The 20623-nt window shown below is 38.9% G+C and carries 32 protein-coding genes; 3 read left to right on the top strand and 29 right to left on the bottom strand.

The annotated features are described in order from the left end of the window. The first annotated feature begins 620 nt into the window (after positions 1-620). Positions 621-1385, top strand: a complete 765-nt coding sequence (gene pdaB / locus ACOZIR_RS26095) for a polysaccharide deacetylase family sporulation protein PdaB (RefSeq protein ID WP_045295633.1) — start codon at positions 621-623, stop codon at positions 1383-1385. Positions 1386-1429: 44 nt separating this feature from the next. Here the strand turns inward: pdaB and ACOZIR_RS26100 are convergent, their stop codons facing one another. Beyond that, on the bottom strand, positions 1430-2050 hold the full coding sequence (locus tag ACOZIR_RS26100) for a KinB-signaling pathway activation protein (RefSeq protein ID WP_045295634.1): 621 nt from the start codon (positions 2048-2050) through the stop codon (positions 1430-1432). A 145-nt stretch (positions 2051-2195) separates the two neighbouring features. Between ACOZIR_RS26100 and gerD the strand changes: the two genes are divergently transcribed. Next, positions 2196-2825: a spore germination lipoprotein GerD gene (gerD, locus tag ACOZIR_RS26105; protein ID WP_033580786.1), complete on the top strand. Its 630-nt coding sequence runs from the start codon at positions 2196-2198 to the stop codon at positions 2823-2825. A gap of 187 nt (positions 2826-3012) precedes the next feature. Next, positions 3013-3921 (top strand): LysR family transcriptional regulator, encoded by a 909-nt coding sequence (locus ACOZIR_RS26110; RefSeq protein WP_045295635.1) that lies wholly within the window; start codon positions 3013-3015, stop codon positions 3919-3921. A 38-nt stretch (positions 3922-3959) separates the two neighbouring features. Here ACOZIR_RS26110 and ACOZIR_RS26115 read toward each other — a convergent pair whose 3' ends face one another. From ACOZIR_RS26115 to rplN, 28 genes are all read right to left on the bottom strand, one after another. Next, positions 3960-5033: a P-loop NTPase gene (locus ACOZIR_RS26115; RefSeq protein WP_045294399.1), complete on the bottom strand. Its 1074-nt coding sequence runs from the start codon at positions 5031-5033 to the stop codon at positions 3960-3962. Between the two features lie 86 nt (positions 5034-5119). Then, on the bottom strand, positions 5120-5827 hold the full coding sequence (cwlD, locus tag ACOZIR_RS26120; RefSeq protein ID WP_014462005.1) for an N-acetylmuramoyl-L-alanine amidase CwlD: 708 nt from the start codon (positions 5825-5827) through the stop codon (positions 5120-5122). Positions 5828-5897: 70 nt separating this feature from the next. Next, a complete protein-coding gene (locus ACOZIR_RS26125; RefSeq protein ID WP_013054960.1) occupies positions 5898-6320 on the bottom strand; it encodes a DUF2521 family protein in 423 nt (140 codons plus the stop codon). A 111-nt stretch (positions 6321-6431) separates the two neighbouring features. Next, positions 6432-6824 (bottom strand): 30S ribosomal protein S9, encoded by a 393-nt coding sequence (gene rpsI / locus ACOZIR_RS26130; RefSeq protein ID WP_013054959.1) that lies wholly within the window; start codon positions 6822-6824, stop codon positions 6432-6434. Between the two features lie 22 nt (positions 6825-6846). Then, positions 6847-7284 carry a 50S ribosomal protein L13 gene (rplM, locus tag ACOZIR_RS26135; protein ID WP_013054958.1) on the bottom strand — a complete coding sequence of 146 codons (438 nt, stop codon included), beginning with the start codon at positions 7282-7284 and terminating at the stop codon, positions 6847-6849. 156 nt (positions 7285-7440) lie between these two features. Next, positions 7441-8181, bottom strand: coding sequence for a tRNA pseudouridine(38-40) synthase TruA (truA, locus tag ACOZIR_RS26140; RefSeq protein WP_310879074.1), 741 nt, complete (start codon positions 8179-8181; stop codon positions 7441-7443). Between the two features lie 18 nt (positions 8182-8199). Next, positions 8200-8997, bottom strand: a complete 798-nt coding sequence (locus tag ACOZIR_RS26145) for an energy-coupling factor transporter transmembrane component T family protein (RefSeq protein WP_045294403.1) — start codon at positions 8995-8997, stop codon at positions 8200-8202. Next, the gene (locus ACOZIR_RS26150; RefSeq protein ID WP_045294405.1) at positions 8994-9863 is read right to left on the bottom strand and encodes an energy-coupling factor ABC transporter ATP-binding protein; all 870 of its coding nucleotides are present in this window, start codon (positions 9861-9863) and stop codon (positions 8994-8996) included. Before ACOZIR_RS26150 ends, ACOZIR_RS26145 begins: the two co-directional genes overlap by 4 nt. Further along, positions 9839-10678, bottom strand: coding sequence for an energy-coupling factor ABC transporter ATP-binding protein (locus ACOZIR_RS26155; protein ID WP_013054954.1), 840 nt, complete (start codon positions 10676-10678; stop codon positions 9839-9841). The genes ACOZIR_RS26150 and ACOZIR_RS26155 overlap by 25 nt, the downstream gene beginning before the upstream one ends. Before the next feature lie 138 nt (positions 10679-10816). Then, positions 10817-11179 carry a 50S ribosomal protein L17 gene (gene rplQ, locus ACOZIR_RS26160; RefSeq protein ID WP_013054953.1) on the bottom strand — a complete coding sequence of 121 codons (363 nt, stop codon included), beginning with the start codon at positions 11177-11179 and terminating at the stop codon, positions 10817-10819. 44 nt (positions 11180-11223) lie between these two features. After that, positions 11224-12168 (bottom strand): DNA-directed RNA polymerase subunit alpha, encoded by a 945-nt coding sequence (locus ACOZIR_RS26165; protein WP_013054952.1) that lies wholly within the window; start codon positions 12166-12168, stop codon positions 11224-11226. A 180-nt stretch (positions 12169-12348) separates the two neighbouring features. Then, a complete protein-coding gene (gene rpsK / locus ACOZIR_RS26170; protein WP_013054951.1) occupies positions 12349-12738 on the bottom strand; it encodes a 30S ribosomal protein S11 in 390 nt (129 codons plus the stop codon). A 23-nt stretch (positions 12739-12761) separates the two neighbouring features. Then, complete coding sequence (rpsM, locus tag ACOZIR_RS26175) at positions 12762-13127, bottom strand: 30S ribosomal protein S13 (protein ID WP_013054950.1); 366 nt, start codon at positions 13125-13127, stop codon at positions 12762-12764. Between the two features lie 24 nt (positions 13128-13151). Next, positions 13152-13265, bottom strand: a complete 114-nt coding sequence (gene rpmJ / locus ACOZIR_RS26180) for a 50S ribosomal protein L36 (RefSeq protein ID WP_003156543.1) — start codon at positions 13263-13265, stop codon at positions 13152-13154. A 37-nt stretch (positions 13266-13302) separates the two neighbouring features. Next, the gene (gene infA, locus ACOZIR_RS26185; protein ID WP_010285101.1) at positions 13303-13521 is read right to left on the bottom strand and encodes a translation initiation factor IF-1; all 219 of its coding nucleotides are present in this window, start codon (positions 13519-13521) and stop codon (positions 13303-13305) included. A gap of 235 nt (positions 13522-13756) precedes the next feature. Further along, positions 13757-14503: a type I methionyl aminopeptidase gene (gene map, locus ACOZIR_RS26190; RefSeq protein ID WP_014462024.1), complete on the bottom strand. Its 747-nt coding sequence runs from the start codon at positions 14501-14503 to the stop codon at positions 13757-13759. Then, the gene (locus ACOZIR_RS26195) at positions 14500-15153 is read right to left on the bottom strand and encodes an adenylate kinase (protein ID WP_013054948.1); all 654 of its coding nucleotides are present in this window, start codon (positions 15151-15153) and stop codon (positions 14500-14502) included. Before ACOZIR_RS26195 ends, map begins: the two co-directional genes overlap by 4 nt. 66 nt (positions 15154-15219) lie before the next feature. Then, the gene (secY, locus tag ACOZIR_RS26200) at positions 15220-16512 is read right to left on the bottom strand and encodes a preprotein translocase subunit SecY (protein WP_013054947.1); all 1293 of its coding nucleotides are present in this window, start codon (positions 16510-16512) and stop codon (positions 15220-15222) included. Continuing rightward, positions 16512-16952, bottom strand: a complete 441-nt coding sequence (gene rplO, locus ACOZIR_RS26205; protein ID WP_013054946.1) for a 50S ribosomal protein L15 — start codon at positions 16950-16952, stop codon at positions 16512-16514. Before rplO ends, secY begins: the two co-directional genes overlap by 1 nt. 33 nt (positions 16953-16985) lie before the next feature. Beyond that, positions 16986-17168, bottom strand: coding sequence for a 50S ribosomal protein L30 (rpmD, locus tag ACOZIR_RS26210; RefSeq protein ID WP_013054945.1), 183 nt, complete (start codon positions 17166-17168; stop codon positions 16986-16988). A gap of 14 nt (positions 17169-17182) precedes the next feature. Further along, entirely contained in the window at positions 17183-17683 is a 501-nt protein-coding gene (gene rpsE, locus ACOZIR_RS26215; RefSeq protein ID WP_013054944.1) for a 30S ribosomal protein S5, read from the bottom strand. A gap of 20 nt (positions 17684-17703) precedes the next feature. Then, complete coding sequence (gene rplR, locus ACOZIR_RS26220) at positions 17704-18066, bottom strand: 50S ribosomal protein L18 (RefSeq protein WP_013054943.1); 363 nt, start codon at positions 18064-18066, stop codon at positions 17704-17706. Positions 18067-18098: 32 nt separating this feature from the next. Next, on the bottom strand, positions 18099-18638 hold the full coding sequence (rplF, locus tag ACOZIR_RS26225; protein ID WP_013054942.1) for a 50S ribosomal protein L6: 540 nt from the start codon (positions 18636-18638) through the stop codon (positions 18099-18101). Positions 18639-18668: 30 nt separating this feature from the next. Beyond that, positions 18669-19067: a 30S ribosomal protein S8 gene (gene rpsH / locus ACOZIR_RS26230; RefSeq protein WP_013054941.1), complete on the bottom strand. Its 399-nt coding sequence runs from the start codon at positions 19065-19067 to the stop codon at positions 18669-18671. Positions 19068-19097: 30 nt separating this feature from the next. Further along, on the bottom strand, positions 19098-19283 hold the full coding sequence (locus ACOZIR_RS26235) for a type Z 30S ribosomal protein S14 (RefSeq protein WP_013054940.1): 186 nt from the start codon (positions 19281-19283) through the stop codon (positions 19098-19100). A 33-nt stretch (positions 19284-19316) separates the two neighbouring features. Beyond that, positions 19317-19856 (bottom strand): 50S ribosomal protein L5, encoded by a 540-nt coding sequence (gene rplE / locus ACOZIR_RS26240; RefSeq protein ID WP_013054939.1) that lies wholly within the window; start codon positions 19854-19856, stop codon positions 19317-19319. A gap of 31 nt (positions 19857-19887) precedes the next feature. Further along, a complete protein-coding gene (gene rplX, locus ACOZIR_RS26245; protein ID WP_013054938.1) occupies positions 19888-20199 on the bottom strand; it encodes a 50S ribosomal protein L24 in 312 nt (103 codons plus the stop codon). Between the two features lie 49 nt (positions 20200-20248). Beyond that, complete coding sequence (gene rplN / locus ACOZIR_RS26250) at positions 20249-20617, bottom strand: 50S ribosomal protein L14 (protein WP_013054937.1); 369 nt, start codon at positions 20615-20617, stop codon at positions 20249-20251. Positions 20618-20623 lie beyond the last annotated feature (6 nt).

The following is a 20623-nucleotide window of genomic DNA, read 5'->3' on the forward strand; positions in this document are numbered from 1 at the left end:
CATCCTGAGCCAGGATCAAACTCTCCGAAGAAATGTTTGACTTGCTCAATTTAAAAATAAAAATTAACGTTGACGTTTGTCGCTTTGTTCAGTTTTCAAAGTTCAACCGCCGCTCTTGAGCGACTTTTTTATATTAACAAGTTGCCTTTCATTTGTCAACAACTTTTTAATATTTTATTTCTGATGAATTGCGATTGCTTTCCAATCACTCATCAGCGACATTTAATAATTTAACATCTGTATTATATAAAGTCAATACTTTTTGGAAAGTTTTTTTCGTTTTATTAAAAAACCTTGTTTACTTCCCTGCTTTCACTGAACCTTAGCAAGATCTTTGAAAGGATTTGATACTTCTCTTGAATGTTTCGTTCAAGAACTACCTGATTCAAACTTTGTTGAAAAACAACGTTTGTTCTCTTCATTTCTTCTCTGAGTAGTGCTTCTAACTCTAAACACTCCACCTGATTAAATAAACAAATTTTCATTGATTCACCTGCTTTTTGCGACATTGATTCTCAAACATCAAAATAAAATCAGTCGTTCTTTTCCTTACCTGTTATTAATTGTAGACAAAACGCATACAAATTAGACAAGTACTACTTATTAAATGAGGTGACAAAATGAATATGTTTTATACTATTCGAGCTAAAAGAATCAAACAAACAATGCTTATCGTAGTTGCTGCTTTTTTTACAAGCTTTTTTCTTTATGCTCAGCAGACGTTTCACTTCCCTGTGTTTTCAACAGATAATGGTCCACGAGCTGTTTATAAGGCGGATGATAAAAATCCCGAAGTCGCTCTTACATTTAACATCAGCTGGGGAGACGAAAGAGCTATTCCTATTCTAAATGAACTGAAAAAACAGCATATTGAACATGCTACTTTCTTTTTATCTGCTTCATGGGCTGAACGTCACCCAGATGTTGTAGAGCGCATTAAGAAAGAAGGTCACGAAATTGGCACAATGGGCTATGACTATACTTCTTATACAAGCCTAAAACCTAATGAGATTAGACAGGATCTTGCAAAATCAAAGAAAGTATTTGATTCTCTAGGCCTTAAAGATGTTCACCTTCTTCGTCCTCCTAACGGGCAATTTAATAAAGACATCTTAAAGTTAACAGCAGATATAGGATATACTACTGTTCACTGGAGCATTGACTCTAAAGACTGGACAAATCCAGGGGTTAAAAAGATTGTATCGAATGTTACAAAGCCTTTAGACGGGGGAGATATTATATTGCTGCACGCGTCTGACTCCGCTCAACAAACAGCAAAGGCTATTCCATATATCAAGAATTCATTACAAAATAAAAAAGTCTCAAACGTAAGTGTTTCAACATTAATTTCAAATTCAAAAACCCAGGTAAAAGATATCCGCTAAGATCTATACCCACTGTATATGGAAAGCAAAAGCAGACAAATATGCTATTTGTCTGCTTTTGCTATTCTTGCATGCGTAAGAAGTTTCGGCAAAATAAGAAGTTGATACATATTACAAATTAGAAGTGGAAACAACATAAGGTAAAGCCAGCTTTCTTCGTTCGTTCGCAGCGCTGGGAACCATTCAATTGTCGTTACAACAATCATAAAAAACAGCGCTGGTACAAAAGCCTCTTTATTCGTCTGCTTTTTCTTTGCATACGCCACTAACAACCCCACTGCTAACAAGAAAACGCTTAACAAAATATACTTACCTATGCCTTCTCCCGTTTGTTGGAAGAACTTATATCGAAAATAAGCAACGTCAAATAATACAAATAAAACAAATACAATTTGAACCGATTTCCAAAGAGATGCAGATTTAAAAATTCCCAACCCAAATCTGTGAATAGTTAAATATGCAAAAAAACCCATTTGGCTAATTAAACTAAAAATAAACCCTACTCCTACGAGCCATGTTAAAACAGCAACAATTTCTCCTATCTTTCCTTGTTGAAATAAGTGACCGTATTCCCCCCAGCGCACCGCAAACCCAACAACAGCTGTACTTATACCCCCAACAGCTAACGTGGTTAGAAATAGACGAACCCAATTTCGACTATTCACTTCCATCTCCCCCATAAGTTACAAAATTGTACCTTTTCATAAATTGTACCAATCACGTTTTGAAAAATCTAGAGCTCTTTTATGAATAAAAAACCTTGTTTATCTCATATTAAGCGTAAGCATATTAGGAAAGGAGCTCATTACTATGAAAAAGCGACTCATGCTCCTCATTTATATAGGAATGTGTATGCTTTTAGCTACAGCCTGTGCACCGCAAGATGAAGAGAACAATGGTATGGATTATGATCAAACAAAGAAAATGGTTGTTGATATTTTAAAAACAGATGAAGGAAAAAAAGCAGTCGAGGCAATTATGAAAGACCCTTCTGTTAGACAAGATATTTTAATGGATCAAAACGCGATAAAAGATACAATTTCTCAAACCCTCGTATCAGATAAAGGCGTGGAATTTTGGAAAAAAGCCATGGATGATCCGAAGTTTGCTGAAAGCTTTGCTAAAAGTTTGGAAAAAGAAAATAAGACGGTCATCAAACAACTAATGAAAGATCCTGAATATCAAGGAATGCTTCAAGATGTTTTAAAGGATCCGGCTATGGAAAAAGAAGTACTGACTGTTTTAAAGAGTAAAGAATATCGCACTTATTTACAAAAGATTATGACCGAAACGTTTGATAGCCCTCTTTATCAATCTAAAATTCAAGACATTCTTTTGAAAGCCGCTGAAGAAACACAAGGTGGACAAAAACAAAGCAGCGACGATGGTGGTTCTTCTTCCGCTGGATCTGACTCAGGCGGAGAACAGCAACAACAGTGATTAAATACGCATCTCATATGAGATGCGTATTTAATTATGTCATTTATTTTTATTAAAAAACCTAAATGACTTCTTTATATTTCTTAATACTTAGTATTTTTATTGGAATTGTAAACTTTAATTCTTAGCTTTATGGTAAAATATTAGAAATTAACACAATCGTTTTATAGCAAAAGGAGGGAATTCGATGGAATTTCGCGTTATTAAAACGTTTCAAACCATTGTTCGTTTAGGAAGCTTTCAATTAGCCGCTGAATATTTAAAGTACTCTCAGCCTACTATTACATTGCACATTCAAAAGTTAGAATCCGAACTAGGATTTAAGCTTTTAGAACGTGGAAAAAGCATTAAACTTACTGAAGCAGGTAAAATCTTTTACGAGCGGGCAAATATCTTACTAAAGGAATATGAATACCTAAATAACACCTTAAAGGATTATTCAACAGGCGAAGCTGGCACTATCCGTATAGGTGCTGCAGAGCCTACAGCAAGCAGTCGACTGCCTTCCATTCTCTCATTATTTAAAAAAAGATATCCCAACACAGAAATTAGCTTACTCGTTGCAGACGAAAAGCACCTTCATCAACATATACGCAATCAAGAAATTGATTTCGCGATTGGCACTGTCTCAGAATCGTTCAGAGATATAGAATTTGAGGCATTGCTAACGGAAAAACTTGTGCTGCTACTACCATTCAATCATGCTCTAACAAAAAGAAAAACAATCTTTGCAAAAGATTTAATACACGAAACGCTGATTACAGCTGGGCAATCTTCCGTTCAAAAGAAAATTGAGCAGCTAATCTTTGAACGAACAGGACAGCTGCCTGCTAAAGTCCAGTTAGGCACTATTAGCACACTTCAGCATTTTGTAAAAGAAAACTTAGGAATAGCCGTTGTTCCACAAATAAGCGCAACTCTTCCGCCAGATCAAGTGGTGGTTAAAACGATTCATGACTTACATGAGGGCCCTGCAATCGGCATTTTAAAGCACCAGTCTCACACCGTAAGTACAGCTGGAAAAACATTTTTAGCTCTCTTAAAGCAAAACCTTGCATTTGATTTTAAAAAGGCGCAGATTGAACTCTCTGTATAACAACAAAAAGCACGCGCTGTTCGAGCGCGTGCTTTTTGTTATTTCCCTGTTGCTGCTTTTTCATTTTCGCAAATAAATGCAATCTTGCTTGCAATCTCTCCATATATTTGACCTAAACGATGGGATTCGTCGTAAATGGAAGGTGCAAAATCTTCTTCATTCCAGTCGGGCTGACTTAACGGAAGCTGTCCTAAAAGCTCTGTCTGAAGTTCCTCAGCAAGTTTTGGACCCCCGCCTTTACCAAATACGTACTCTTTTTCGCCTGTTAGCTGGCTTTCAAAGTAGGCCATATTTTCTACAACTCCAATTACCTCATGATCTGTTTTCAAAGCCATAGCACCCGCTCTAGCTGCAACAAATGCCGCTGTAGGATGTGGTGTTGTAATAATCACTTCTTTACAAGCAGGAAGCATGGAGTGAACGTCTAATGCGACATCACCTGTTCCAGGAGGTAAGTCTAGTAAAAGATAATCTAATTCTCCCCATTCAACTTCTGTAAAAAAGCTCGTCAACATTTTTCCAAGCATAGGTCCTCGCCAGATAACAGGTGAATTATCTTCTACAAAGAAGCCCATGGAAATAACTTTTACTCCGAAACGGTCAACTGGAATAATCTTTTCACCTTCTACTACAGGACGCTGTATGATTCCCATCATATCTGGGACGCTGAATCCATAAATGTCAGCATCAATTAAACCAATTTTCTTTCCTAAACGAGCTAGAGAAACGGCTAAGTTCACAGAGACTGTTGATTTACCAACGCCTCCTTTACCGCTGGCAATAGCAATAAATTCAGGTGCATTCGGACTAGTTAGTAAGTTGCCAGTATTCGGCTGCTCAGCGCGGTACTGCTGAAGTTCCTCAGGCGTAAACTCAACAAATCGCAGTCCCACCGACTGTACACCTGCTTTTTTTAATTCTTCTACAATTGTGCCTTGAAGGCTCAGCTGTTCACTAGTACCTGTTTTTGCAACAGCAATCTTCAGGCTTATATGCTGTTTTTCAGCTTTGATTGTTATTTCTTTAATCGCATCTGTTTCTGATAGTTTTTTATTTAAAAATGGATCTGTAATTTCCCCTACTACTTCTTTTACTTGCTTTTCCGTTAGCATACTCCCACCACCATGTTAAAATCTATTTATACTATCAAGTATATCATACATATTAGATTTTTCTGAATAGAAGGATGCTATGCTTTTTATTTAGGCTTTTCTCCAGTAAAATACCGGCTGACTCCTTCATAAATGGATTCAGCTAACTTTTTTTGATAGCGTTTCGATTGAAGCATTTTACGTTCTGTAGGATTTGATAAGAATCCTACTTCAACCAAAGCACCGGGTGGCTTAGAATGCTTAAGAAGGTAAAGAGTTTGAATAGCTTTTGCTTCACGGGTCGTATTGTCTAGGTTATTTCTTAGCTCTTGTTGAATGAGTTTGGCCACTTGCTCGTTTTCTTTTAGGGATCCGTAATAGAAAGTTTGAGCCCCTCTCCACGCAGAGGATGGAATAGCATTCAAGTGAATACTTAAGTACAAATCGGCATTGGATTTATTAATCATCGTTAAGCGATTTTTTAAGTCTTCTACTTTTCTCCGACTGTATCCTCTTGTATCTTTGGCCGCTAGGTCTTCGTCTTTTTCTCTCGTCATAATAACAAGTGCCCCTTGCTCTTGCAGATAGTCCCGAAGCATTAACGAAATTTTAAGAGTTATTTCTTTTTCAAGCACTTCATCCTCTCCTACCGCTCCTCCATCAACACCGCCGTGTCCAGGATCTAGTACAATAACTTTCCCGCTAAGAGGAAGTGAAAGCGAACCGGATGATGTTCTATGATCTATCTGATATTGTACAATGACAAAAAGAACGAGAAGCGCTATAATTGTGCTCATTATTTTTACTTTAGACATTTTATCCCTTCCCTTCTTGCCTCACCTATTTATTTCTATATGGGACAAGAACGGGAATTATGAGTACTTTTTAATGCAAACGTAACCGACGTCTTTTTTCTGCGGTTCGATAACCTTCTTTCCACCAGTCTTGCACATATCCTTGACACAAATAATACAGACCATCTTGATAAAGGTCTGTTACAGACATGCTGACGGCTCCGTACAATGTATCAATTAAAAGAGACTCTTCTTGCTTACTGTGCTTCTGAAAATCTTCGTAGCCTTTACCACGTTTACTCACCCGGGCACCTAATAAAAATGATTCGATAGCAATGTCAAGACAGTACTCCTCCACATGTTCGTCTCCTAGCATATTCCACTGAAACATTGGGTGAAAATAACGGCGCAGCCTCTCTTGAAGCAAATCAAACGATAATTCCCTTAGGACTTTGCGTTCATATTTCATTTCTTTTTCATAACGTTTTTCTTTTAAATATGTAACCTCGTTCATGATAACGCCTCCCTTTTTTACATATTGTCTGCACAAGCCTTCGTCTCATACGCAAACAATAAATAAAAAAAGCCTTGGTCCAAAGACCAAGGCTTGAAACGTAATATAAAATTAACGTTTTGAGAATTGTGGTGCACGACGAGCGCCTTTAAGACCGTATTTTTTACGTTCTTTCGCACGAGCGTCACGAGTTAATAGACCAGCACGTTTTAATGTTCCACGGTATTCAGGGTCTGCTTCTAATAAAGCACGAGAGATTCCGTGACGAATAGCGCCAGCTTGACCTGCATAACCTCCACCATTAACGTTTACAAATACGTCATAGTTACCTACAGTTTCAGTTAAAGCAAGTGGTTGTTTTACTACTTCACGTAGTGCAGCAAATGGAATGTATTCTTCGATTTCACGACCGTTGATTGTTACGCGACCGTTACCTGGTACTAAACGTACACGAGCAACAGAGCTTTTACGACGACCAGTTCCGTAATATTGTACCTGTGCCAAGATAATAACCTCCTCTTATTAATTATCCGCGAAGTTCGTAAACTTCTGGTTTTTGTGCTTCATGTGGATGTGTTTCACCAGCATACACATGTAATTTTTTGAACATTTGACGGCCTAGGCTACCTTTTGGAAGCATGCCTTTGATTCCTAATTCAAGCATTTTCTCAGAGTAGTTAGTACGCATTTCTAATGCTGTACGTTGTTTCAAACCACCTGGGTGCATGCTGTGACGGTAATAAATTTTATCAGTTAATTTTTTACCTGTTAGTTCGATTTTTGACGCATTGATAAGGATCACGTGATCACCAGTATCAACATGTGGTGTAAAAGTTGGTTTATGTTTACCGCGTAAGATTGATGCTACTTCACTTGCTAAACGACCTAAAGTTTTACCTTCAGCATCGACAACATACCATTTACGCTCTACTTCGTTTGCTTTCGCCATGAAAGTTGTACGCATGAGTTTCCCTCCTAATTTTCATCATCAATTATAAAATTATTTCAACCTTCTATTTCAACACGATTAATTTCCGGGGCTAACCGTGGGGTTAAAATACATACCATATGATATATTATATCTTTAAGCTACTAATGTCAAGAAAATGTTACACCAGGTTTAGTTGTCATAGAAAACGCGCCATAAATATAGTCCTTGCGAAGGCGCAGTTTTCCCTGCACGAGGACGTGATTTGCTTTCTAGAATATCTTTTATAGCATCTGGTTCAATACGGCCTTGTCCTACTTCTAAAAGCGTTCCAACAAGAATACGAACCATATTATACAGAAAGCCACTTCCAACGAATCTAAACACAAGCTGACTATTCTCTTCATACATATCAATCTTATAAATCGTACGGATCTTATCTTCCACTTCTGTCCTCGCTGAACAAAAGCTTGTAAAGTCGTGTGTACCGAGTAAATATGTGATGGCTTTTTTCATTTTCGAGTAGTCTAATGGATAAGGGTAATGGTATGCATAAGAACGAGTGAAAGGATTTCGATCTTCGCCGCGCAAAATATGATAGCGATACTCTTTTGAAGTAACGTCATACCGGGCGTGAAAATGTGCATCAACTTCACATACATTCTTCATTACAATATCATCTGGTAGCATTGAATTCAATGCTTTTTTCCACTTATCACATGGAATATTTAGGTTTGTGTCAAAATGAATGACTTGCCCCTGTGCATGAACATTTGTGTCCGTTCGTCCAGAGGCGTAAATCGGAACTTTTTTGTTATGCATTTTCTCTAAAACGGATTCAATCTCGAGTTGAACAGTTCGCTTATTGGGCTGAACTTGATAACCCGAAAAGTGTGTGCCGTCGTATGCAACTATACATTTTAAACGTTTCATCTTTTCACCAAACAATCTTTACGTTCTAATCAGCACTAAAACAACTGCTACTGCCAGTAGAAGTAAAAGCATAATTGTATCTATGCTTCCCCATTTCAATTGACGATACTTTGTACGCCCTTCTCCGCCTTTATAACCCCTTGCCTCCATGGCAATAGCTAGCTCTTCAGCACGCTTAAATGAACCTATAAATAAAGGAACAAGCAAAGGAACGACAGCTTTCAACCGATCCGTAACAGGACCGCTGCTAAAGTCCACTCCTCGTGCTGTCTGTGCTTTAATAATTTTATCTGTCTCTTCCATCAATGTAGGAATAAAGCGAAGAGAAATGGACATCATTAAAGCTAATTCATGGACAGGAAGCTTGAGCTTTTTAAATGGATTCAACAAGCTTTCCATTCCATCTGTTACTTCAATGGGCGTAGTCGTTAACGTTAGCATCGTCGTAATTAAAATTAAAAACAAGAAGCGTAAGGAAATTAAAATACCTTGAATAAGGCCGCCTTTATAGACAGAAAACCATCCCCATTCAAACAAGAGAGGCCCTTCCTTTGTCATAAAAATGTGCAAAAGAAACGTGATGATAATAATAAATAGAACGGGCTTTAACCCTCTTAAAATAAATGAAACGGGCACTTTACTCATGGCCACTATGGCAAGGGTATACACACCTAAAAAAGCATAGCCGATAGGGTTATTTGCTAAAAACACAATTAATACATATGCAAATACGAGAAGCAGCTTGGCCCGAGGATCCATTCGATGGACAACAGAATGCCCCGGCACATACTTACCAATAATGATTGAGTTCATCATAATCGTTCACCTTGCTGCATAAGGTGCTGCACTTTCTCTACCACTTCAGAAAAGGTAATAACCGTATCCGATGCTTCAAGCTGAAATTTCTCTTGTAGCTTCAGCATAAAGCGAAGCGATTCTGGAACATCCAATCCATATTCTTTTAGCTGCGTATGCTGACCAAACACTTCTCTAGGTGACCCTTTCATCGCAATCGTTCCCTTATTCATCACAATTAGCTCATCAGCGTACATAGCTGCATCTTCCATGCTGTGAGTCACGAGAATCGTCGTCAAGCCTTTTTCTTTATGAAGACGATAAATCATATTCATAATTTCTTGACGGCCTCTAGGGTCCAATCCAGCAGTTGGCTCATCTAAAATTAGCACATTAGGATTCATCGCTAGAATACCTGCTATCGCTACACGACGCATTTGTCCACCACTCAAATCAAAAGGAGATCTGGTGAGAAGGTCTTCTGGCAACCCCACTAACTTGATAAGCTCTCTTGCTTTTTGCCTTGCTTCTTCTTCCAAAACGCCATAATTCATTGGCCCAAAAGCTATATCTTTTTCCACCGTTTCTTCAAAAAGCTGATGTTCTGGAAATTGAAACACTACGCCTACTTGCTGACGAATAGCTTTCAAATTCTTTTCTTTTCGATTGGCTTTAATTGTGCGCTCACCGATTTGAATTTCACCAGCAGTTGGCTTCAATAAAGCATTCAGATGCTGTATGATTGTTGATTTCCCAGAACCAGTATGGCCAATAACAGCCAAAAATGTACCTGATTGAATGCTTAAATTTAAGTCATGTAGAGCAATTCGTTCAAATGGTGTATTAACTTGATAACGATGCTCTACTTCTTTGAATATAATGTCCATAGTTCGTCCACCAAGTCCTCATCTGTTAAATGAATTTTTGATAAAGGAATTCCTACGGAAGCAAAACGATGGCTTAGTTTAACGGAAAACGGCAAGTCTAGTCCAATATCCGTTAACTTGGAACCTAATGCAAATACTTCGCGTGGAGTACCTGTTGCATAGATCTTCCCTTTGTTCATCACAACGACTCTGTCAGCCATTGCTACTTCATCTAAATCGTGGGTAATTGAAATAACCGTCAGTTGTTTTTCTTCTTTTAATTTTCTAACAGTTTCAAGTACTTCAGTTCGTCCAATAGGATCTAACATAGATGTTGCTTCATCTAGAATGATGACAGATGGCTGTACGGCAATTATACCCGCAATGGCCACACGCTGTTTTTGTCCACCTGATAGCTGATGAGGCTCTTGATCCAGAAAAGCACTCATATTGACCATTTCGATTGCTTCAGGTATACGTTTTTCCATAATCTCAAATGGAATCCCGTTGTTTTCAAGCCCAAACGCAATATCATCTTGAACGGTTGAGCCAACAAATTGATTATCTGGATTTTGAAACACCATTCCAATCTGCTTGCGCACATCCCATATTGTTTCTTCAGATAAAAGAGTATCGCCCACTCGAACCGTTCCTTTTTCAGGTAGCAAAAGGCCGTTTAGAATTCGTGCCAGCGTCGATTTACCAGATCCATTATGTCCAGCTATCGCTAACCATTCACCTTTATAAGCAGAGAGAGAAAGGTGATCTAATGTTAGGTCTGCTTCAGGATCGTATCGAAAGCATAAATCTTTTACCTCTAAAGACATTTCTTTCAACGCTATCTTCCTCTCAGCTTTTTCTATTGCAGCATTGCCTACATTGGTTTTTTACGCTATTTACCCGGTTTAAGGTATAAAAAAAGGGCAACGACTAGTTACACACTGTCTCGCCCTTTTCTATCTGTATTAAAAATATTAAACTAATTCAATGATAACCATTGGAGCACCGTCACCACGGCGAGGTCCAACTTTTAAGATACGAGTGTAACCGCCTTGGCGATCTTCGTAGCGAGTAGCGATATCGCTGAATAGTTTTTGTAAAGCGCTTTGACCAGCTTCTTCGTTAGCTACTTCATTACGGATGTAAGATGCAGCTTGACGACGAGCGTGTAGATCTCCACGTTTACCTAAAGTAATCATTTTTTCAACAGTTGAACGTAATTCTTTTGCACGAGCTTCAGTTGTCTCAATGCGTTCACTGATGATTAAATCAGTTGTTAAATCACGAAGAAGCGCCTTGCGTTGTGCGCTTGTACGACCTAATTTACGGTAAGACATGTGAGGTCCCCTCCTTTGTTAAGTAGTTAAACAGGTAGATATAATCAGTCGTCCTTACGTAGACCCAAACCTAATTCTTCAAGTTTAGCTTTAACTTCTTCTAAAGATTTACGGCCTAAGTTACGAACTTTCATCATATCTTCTTCTGTTTTATTAGCAAGCTCTTGTACAGTATTGATGCCTGCTCGTTTTAAGCAGTTGTAAGAACGAACAGATAAATCCAGTTCCTCGATCGTCATCTCTAGAACTTTTTCTTTCTGGTCTTCTTCTTTTTCTACCATGATCTCTGCTTTTTGAGCTTCATCTGTTAAGTTAACGAAGATATTTAAGTGTTCCGTTAGAATCTTTGCACCTAAAGCAACAGCTTTTTCTGGCTCGATGCTACCGTCAGTCCAAACATCCAACGTTAACTTATCGTAATTTGTCATTTGACCAACACGAGTATTTTCTACATAATACGATACGCGAGTAACAGGCGTATAGATTGAGTCAATTGGAAGTACACCAATTGGTTGGTCTTCACGCTTGTTAGCATCGGCAGGATTATAACCTCGACCTGTGCGAGCAGTAAGTCTCATACGGAAATGAGCATCTGACTCAAGTGTTGCAATATGAAGATCTGGATTTAGAACTTCGATATCGCTGTCTGCTTGAATGTCAGCAGCCGTTACTGTACCAGGACCTTTAACATCGATCTCAAGTGTTTTCTCTTCATCAGAGTAAATCTTTAACGCTAACTTTTTAACGTTTAAAATGATGTTTGTTACATCTTCAACAACTCCAGGAACTGTTGAAAATTCATGTAATACACCTTCAATTTGAATAGATGTTACAGCTGCACCAGGGAGTGAGGATAATAGGATACGACGTAAGGAGTTACCCAAAGTAGTACCATATCCACGCTCAAGTGGTTCGACGACGAATTTACCGTACTTTCTATCATCGCTGATTTCTACCGTTTCGATTTTTGGCTTTTCAATCTCTATCAATATAAACCCTCCTTCAAAACGTCGAAACCTCGGCTAGACGGCTGATTTCTCAAATGCCTAACCGAAATTCCCTATTAGACAGTTCCCGAATGTGCACAACAAATGGAAAACATTTCGTTGCATGAATAAATTCTACACCATCATCATTATAGACAACGAAATAGAATCTATACATATTAATTATACACGACGACGTTTTGGTGGGCGGCATCCGTTGTGAGGTACAGGAGTAACATCTTTAATAGCTGTTACTTCTAAACCTGCAGCTTGAAGAGCACGGATAGCTGCTTCACGACCAGCACCAGGGCCTTTAACTGTAACTTCAAGAGTTTTCATTCCGTTATCCATAGAAACTTTTGCAGCAGTTTCAGCAGCCATTTGCGCAGCAAATGGAGTAGATTTACGAGAACCTCTGAAGCCAAGTGCGCCTGCACTAGACCAAGCAATCGCATTACCGTGAACATCTGTAATTGTTACAATAGTGTTGTTAAACGTTGAGCGAATATGAGCTACACCAGCTTCAATATTCTTTTTCACGCGACGTTTACGTGTATTAGTTTTACGTGCCATCTGTTAATGACCTCCCTTACTAATTATTTCTTCTTGTTCGCTACAGTACGGCGTGGGCCTTTACGTGTACGAGCATTGTTTTTACTGTTTTGACCACGAACTGGTAAACTACGACGGTGGCGGATACCACGGTATGAACCAATCTCAATTAAACGTTTGATGTTTAAAGAAACTTCACGACGAAGATCGCCTTCTACTTTATAGCTATCTAAAATATCACGAATTTTACCTAATTCTTCTTCTGTTAAGTCACGAACGCGAGTATCTTCAGAAACTCCAGCTTCAGCTAGAACTTTTTCAGCAGTTGGACGACCAATACCGAAAATGTATGTTAATGAAATTACTACACGCTTGTCACGAGGAATATCAACACCAGCAATACGTGCCATATGAATAGTGCACCTCCTTATTGATTAACCTTGTTTTTGTTTATGCTTAGGGTTTTCACAAATTACCATTACTTTACCTTTTCTACGGATAACTTTACATTTTTCGCAGATTGGTTTAACTGATGGTCTGACTTTCATGTTTCATACCTCCTTGATAGTACGGAGTGCATAGGTTTTATTTGAAACGGTACGTAATTCTACCGCGAGTTAAATCGTATGGTGACAATTCTACAGTTACTTTATCACCAGGTAAGATTCGAATGAAATGCATGCGAATTTTCCCTGATACGTGAGCAAGTACTGTATGACCATTTTCTAATTCTACCTTGAACATAGCGTTAGGTAAAGTCTCAGCAACTGTACCTTCAACTTCAATTACATCGTCTTTTGCCATTAAAGTGCTCTCCTTTCTTTGAAACAGTAACAAGCTATCATTAAACGACTTAAAAAGAACCTGTTCTGAACATCCGGAGATCGTAATCATTAAATTCAAGATGATTGACGCTAATATACATCTTTACCATTTTAACAGCAATTCAGACGAAAAACGATCATCGTGAATTTAGATAATTACTGTTTACTGTCCAGTGCATCTAGCGAGGAATGGATAGAGATAACATCCTTTAACATTACAATGCTGTCAGAATTTCATATCCCGTCTCAGTAATTGCAATAGTATGTTCGAAGTGCGCACACATTTTACCATCCACTGTCACAACTGTCCAGTTATCAGGTAATGTTTTTACATATCGCATACCAGCATTCACCATTGGCTCAACTGCCAATACCATGCCTGGACGTAGACGCGGTCCTTTATTCGGTGGACCATAATGAGGTACTTGCGGATCTTCATGTAAGTCTTTGCCGACGCCATGGCCAACATATTCTCTTACAATCGAAAAGTTACGTGATTCTGCGTACTGTTGAATAGCATGTGAAATATTCGACAAACGCTCACCCGGCTTCGCTTCTGCTAATCCTTTGTAGAGAGATTGCTCAGTCACATCAAGCAGCTCTTGATTTTCTAATGAAATCTTTCCTACTCCATATGTCCAAGCTGAGTCACCGTGATAGCCACCGAATTTAGCTCCGATGTCTAAACTGATGATATCTCCTTCATTAAGCTTGCGTTCTCCCGGAATACCATGAACTAATTCTTCATTCACAGAAGCACATACACTGCCGCGAAAACCATTATACCCTTTAAAAGACGGAATTGCATCATGTTGACGAATAAAATTTTCAGCAATTGCATCCAATTCTATAGTCGTAATACCTGGAGCGATATGTTTTTTTAACTCTTGATGAGTTAAAGCCACGATTCGTCCAGCTTCACGCATGACCTCAATTTCCTCTGGTGTCTTGCAAATGATCATTGCTTAACCCCAGCAAGTAATTGACGAACATCCTCAAACACAATGTTAATATCTTGATTACCATTAATATTGCGTAGATAACCTTTTTCTTGATAGAAATCAAGTAGAGGTTGAGATTGTTTAACATTAACTGAAAGTCTAGTTGAAACCGTCTCAGCATTGTCATCTGCACGTTGGTAAAGCTCTCCGCCACATTTGTCACAAACTCCTTCTTTCGCAGGAGGATTGAATACTAAGTGGTAAGTAGCTCCGCAATCTTTACAAATGCGGCGTCCAGTAAGACGCTCCATTAAAATGCTTTGATCTACATCAATATTAATCACATAATCAATTTGCTTGTTTAGTTCTTTTGTAATTGTTTCAAGAGCTTCTGCTTGGGCTACTGTTCTTGGGAAGCCATCAAGTAAAAAGCCGTTTTCACAATCTTGTTTGTTTAAACGCTCGCGCACAATTCCAATTGTTACTTCATCAGGAACAAGGTTACCTTGGTCCATAAATGATTTAGCTTTTAAACCTAGTTGCGTTCCTTCTTTAATTGCAGCTCGGAACATATCTCCTGTTGAGATATGAGGGATATCGTAATGCTCAACGATTTTTTCTGCTTGAGTACCTTTCCCAGCACCAGGAAGGCCCATTAACACTAAATTCATTTCTTGCTTCCCCCTCAGTATCTTATCCGTTTAATGGGAAAGCAGCCTGCCCCCCACTAAACAGCTTTACTTAATAAATCCCTTATAATGGCGTTTCACTAATTGACTCTCAAGCTGTTTCATTGTCTCAAGAGCTACACCGACAACAATTAACAAACTAGTACCGCCGATCTGAGCAGATGATGGTAGGTTCGCAATTTTGATGAACAGAACCGGCAACACAGCAATTAACGCAAGGAATATCGAACCGATTAATGTCAGACGATATAACACTTTCGTTAAATAAGCTTGTGTGCTTTTACCAGGACGAATGCCTGGGATGTAGCCACCTTGCTTTTTCAAGTTCTCTGCTACTTGTTCAGGGTTAACTTGAACAAATGTATAGAAGTAACAAAAAGCAATGATTAACGCTACATACACTATCATACCAATTGGCTTAGTATAGTCAAATGTATTCTGAATCCACGTCGTTACATCATTTGGACCGAAAAATGATGCAATTGTTGGTGGTGTGATAATAAATGAAACTGCAAAGATAACAGGAATAACCCCAGCAGCATTTACTTTTAACGGTAAATGAGTGGATTGACCTCCAACAGGATTACGACCAGCTGAACCCTTTGCATATTGAATAGGAATTTTTCGTAGCGCTTGTTGGAAGTAAATAACCCCAACAATAATAGCTAAAACTGCAATCGCAATTAAAACTACCGTTACGATACGAATGAATAATTGATCCCCAACGTCTTCAAATTGCTGTGCATAAATTTGATTTAATGTTGTCGGAATACCAGCTGCAATCCCAGCAAAGATAATGATAGAAATACCATTACCTACGCCTTTTGCAGTAATCTGTTCTCCTAACCACATTAAGAAGGCAGTACCTGCCGTTAACACTGTAGCAATTAGAAGATACGTAGAAATTCCTGGATTAGCGATCAATTGTCCGCCCGAAATATTGTTGAATCCTATAGACATACCTAAAGCCTGGATAAATCCAAGCACAATTGTTCCATAACGAGTTACTTGAGCTAATTTACGGCGCCCAACATCTCCCTGCTTTGACCATTCTGTAAACTTAGGTACAACATCCATCTGCAATAATTGGACGATGATGGATGCTGTAATATAAGGCATAATGCCCATAGCAAGAATGGAGAAGTTTTTTAACGCGCCGCCGCCAAATGTATTCAGAACTCCGAATACATTTAACCCATCTTGCAATTTTAGTACATCCGTATTAACACTTGGTACAGGAATAAATGTACCAATTCGGAAGACAATTAACATTAACAAAGTGAAAAAGATTTTTTGTCTTATTTCACGCACGCGCATTAAATTGGAGATTGTTTGAAACATTAGATCACCTCAACTGTACCGCCAGCAGCTTCGATAGCTTCTTTAGCAGTTGAAGAGAATTTAGCAGCTTTAACAGTTAGCTTAGAGTTTAATGTACCGTTTCCTAGTACTTTAACGCCAGCTTTTGCTTTGCTTACTAAACCAGTTTCGATTAATAATTCTGGTGTTACTTCAGTTCCATCTTCAAAACGGTTAAGAGCTTCTAAATTAACGATCGCGTATTCTTTGCGATTGATATTAGTGAACCCACGTTTTGGAAGACGACGGAATAAAGGAGTTTGACCACCTTCGAAGCCAGGTCTTACGCCACCGCCAGAGCGAGCGTTTTGCCCTTTGTGACCTTTACCTGAAGTCTTTCCGTTACCTGAACCAGTACCACGACCTACACGGTTACGTACTTTACGTGAACCTTCAGCTGGTTTCAATTCATGAAGTTTCATTCCGGAGCACCTCCTTAGAGTGACAATTTATACTTATTGCTCTTTTACTGTAACAAGGTGAGCTACTTTGTTAATCATTCCGCGAATTGCAGGATTATCGTCTTGAACGACAGTTTGATTTAACTTACGTAGGCCAAGTGTACGAACAGTTACACGTTGATCTTCTGGACGACCAATTACGCTACGAGTAAGGGTAATTGCTAGTTTGTTTGCCATTCTATATCCCTCCCTTATCCTAACAGTTCTTCTACAGTCTTGCCACGTAGTTTTGCAACATCTTCAGCACGTTTTAGGTTAGCTAAACCGTTAAGAGTTGCACGTACCATGTTGATTGGAGTGTTTGAACCTAAAGATTTAGATAGAATATCACTTACTCCACCCAATTCTAGTACCGCACGAACTGGGCCACCAGCGATAACTCCTGTACCTTCAGAAGCAGGTTTTAAGAAAATTTGACCTGCACCAAATTGTCCAAGGATTTCGTGTGGAATAGTTGTACCAACCATAGGTACAGTAATTAAGTTTTTCTTCGCATCTTCAATTGCTTTACGGATTGCATCTGGTACCTCTTGTGCTTTACCAGTACCGAATCCAACGTGACCGTTTTTGTCACCAACTACAACTAATGCAGCGAAGCGGAAACGACGTCCACCTTTCACAACTTTAGCTACGCGGTTAACGGTAACAACACGTTCTTCAAGCTCTAATTTATTTGGATCAATACGACGCATGATTTTCCCTCCTTTTACAATTAGAATTGTAATCCAGCTTCACGAGCAGCGTCAGCTAATGCTTTAACACGGCCATGATATAAATAACCGCCACGGTCGAATACTACTTCGTTTACACCTTTTTCTACTGCGCGTTTAGCGACTAATTCGCCAACTTTGATAGCAGCTTCAGTGTTACCAGTGCTTTCTAAAGTCAGGTCTTTATCTAACGTTGAAGCACTTGCGATTGTTACTGAATTTAAATCGTCGATAACTTGTGCGTAAATATGTTGATTAGAACGGAACACGTTTAAACGCGGACGAGTTGCAGTTCCAGATAACTTCGCACGAACACGAGCATGTCTTTTTTTACGAACTTTGTTTTTATCAAGCTTCGTGATCATTTCGGGCACTCCTTTCTTTTACCTAACCGGCATTACTTCTTAGCAGTTTTACCTTCTTTACGACGTACATATTCGCCTTCGTAACGAATACCTTTACCTTTGTAAGGCTCTGGTGGACGAACGTCACGAATATTTGCAGCTAATGCACCTACGCGTTCTTTATCAATACCTTTAATAACGATCTTAGTTTGAGAAGGAACTTCGATTTCGATTCCTGTTTCAGGAGTAATCTCAACTGGGTGAGAGTATCCAACGCTCAATACTAATTTGCTACCAGATTTTTGTGCACGGTAACCTACACCGACTAATTCTAAACCACGTTCGAATCCTTTAGTAACACCTTCAACCATGTTACCTAAAAGGCTACGAGTAGTTCCGTGAAGAGCGCGGTGCTCTTTATTGTCGCTAGGACGATTAACAACTAATACGTTGTCTTCAACTTTAATTTCGATTTCAGGGTGGAATGTACGAGTTAATTCACCCTTTGGTCCTTTTACAGTTACAGTGTTGCTCTCGTTCGTAACTGTAACACCTGCTGGAAGTTCTAAAGGCTTTTTACCAACACGTGACATAGTTACACCTCCATTCACATTTAAAACTTATTACCAAACGTACGCTAATACTTCTCCACCAGTTTGCTTTTGACGAGCTTCTTTGTCAGTTAAAACACCTTGAGAAGTAGAAACGATTGCGATACCTAAACCGTTAAGTACACGTGGTACTTCGTTAGTTTTTGCATAAACACGTAGACCAGGTTTACTGATACGTTTTAAGCCTGTAATTACACGTTCGTTATTTGAACCGTATTTTAAGAAGATACGGATAATACCTTGTTTGTTGTCTTCGATGTATTCTACATCACGTACGAAACCCTCACGCTTAAGGATTTCTGCAATTTGCTTCTTAATGTTAGAAGCAGGAACTTCAATTTTCTCATGACGAACCATGTTCGCATTGCGGATACGAGTTAGTAAATCTGCAATAGGATCAGTCATTACCATATTAATTTACCTCCTTCCCAAACTTGGGTTTTACCAACTAGCTTTTTTAACACCAGGAATTTGACCTTTATAAGCAAGCTCACGGAAACAAATACGGCAAAGCTTGAATTTACGTAGTACTGAGTGTGGACGTCCACAACGTTCGCAACGTGTATACTCTTGTACTTGGAATTTTTGCTGGCGTTTTTGCTTCGCAATCATTGATTTTTTAGCCACATTTTCGCCTCCTCTGCTTAACGTTGGCAGTTATTACTTCTGGAATGGCATACCGAACTGAGTTAAAAGCTCACGAGCTTCTTCATCAGTGTTTGCTGTTGTAACAATAACGATATCCATACCACGAACTTTAGTTACTTTATCATAATCGATCTCTGGGAAGATCAATTGTTCTTTAACACCTAACGTGTAGTTTCCACGACCATCAAATGCTTTTTTAGATACCCCACGGAAATCACGCACACGTGGAAGTGATACTGATACTAGTTTATCGAAGAATTCGTACATACGCTCGCCGCGTAAAGTAACTTTCGCACCGATTGGCATACCTTCACGAAGACGGAAACCAGCGATAGATTTTTTCGCACGAGTTACAACAGGTTTTTGACCAGTGATTTCAGCTAGTTCTTCAACAGCGTTATCTAAAGCTTTTGAGTTAGAAACAGCATCACCGATACCCATGTTGATTACGATCTTGTCGATTTTTGGCACTTGCATTACAGATTCATAATTAAACTTGCTAACTAGAGCAGGAGTAATCTCTTTTGTAAATTTCTCTTTAAGACGGTTCATGTGAACTAAACCTCCCTTCACATTTCATTAATTATTTATCTAAAGTTTCACCAGATTTTTTTGCTACACGTACCTTTTTGCCATCGATAACTTGGTACCCAACACGAGTTGGCTCACCAGATTTAGGATCCAACGGCATTACGTTTGATACGTGGATAGGTGCCTCTTGGCTAACGATTCCACCTTGTGGATTTACTTGAGAAGGTTTAGAGTGTTTTTTAACAACGTTCACGCCTTCAACAAGTACACGGTCTTTCTTTGGGAAAGCTGCAAGTACTTCACCTTGCTTACCTTTGTCTTTACCAGAGATAACCACTACTTTGTCGCCCTTTTTAACATGCATCCTATTCGCACCTCCTTAAAAGGCATTTTGTATTTGTTCTATATATCAATTAGATAACTTCTGGAGCTAATGATACGATCTTCATGAAGTTGTTATCACGTAATTCACGAGCAACTGGTCCGAAGATACGAGTACCACGTGGTCCTTTGTCGTCACGGATGATTACGCAAGCATTTTCGTCGAAACGGATGTAAGAACCGTCAGTACGGCGAACACCACTTTTTGTACGTACAACAACAGCTTTAACAACGTCACCTTTTTTAACAACGCCTCCTGGTGTTGCTTGTTTCACCGTACAAACGATAACATCACCAATGTTTGCTGTCTTGCGACCTGAACCACCAAGTACTTTAATAGTAAGTACCTCACGTGCACCAGAGTTGTCTGCAACTTTTAAACGAGATTCTTGTTGAATCATGTACGA

Source organism: Priestia sp. D3YE.R1 (genome assembly GCF_049199565.1).
GTDB lineage: Bacteria > Bacillota > Bacilli > Bacillales > Bacillaceae_H > Priestia > Priestia aryabhattai.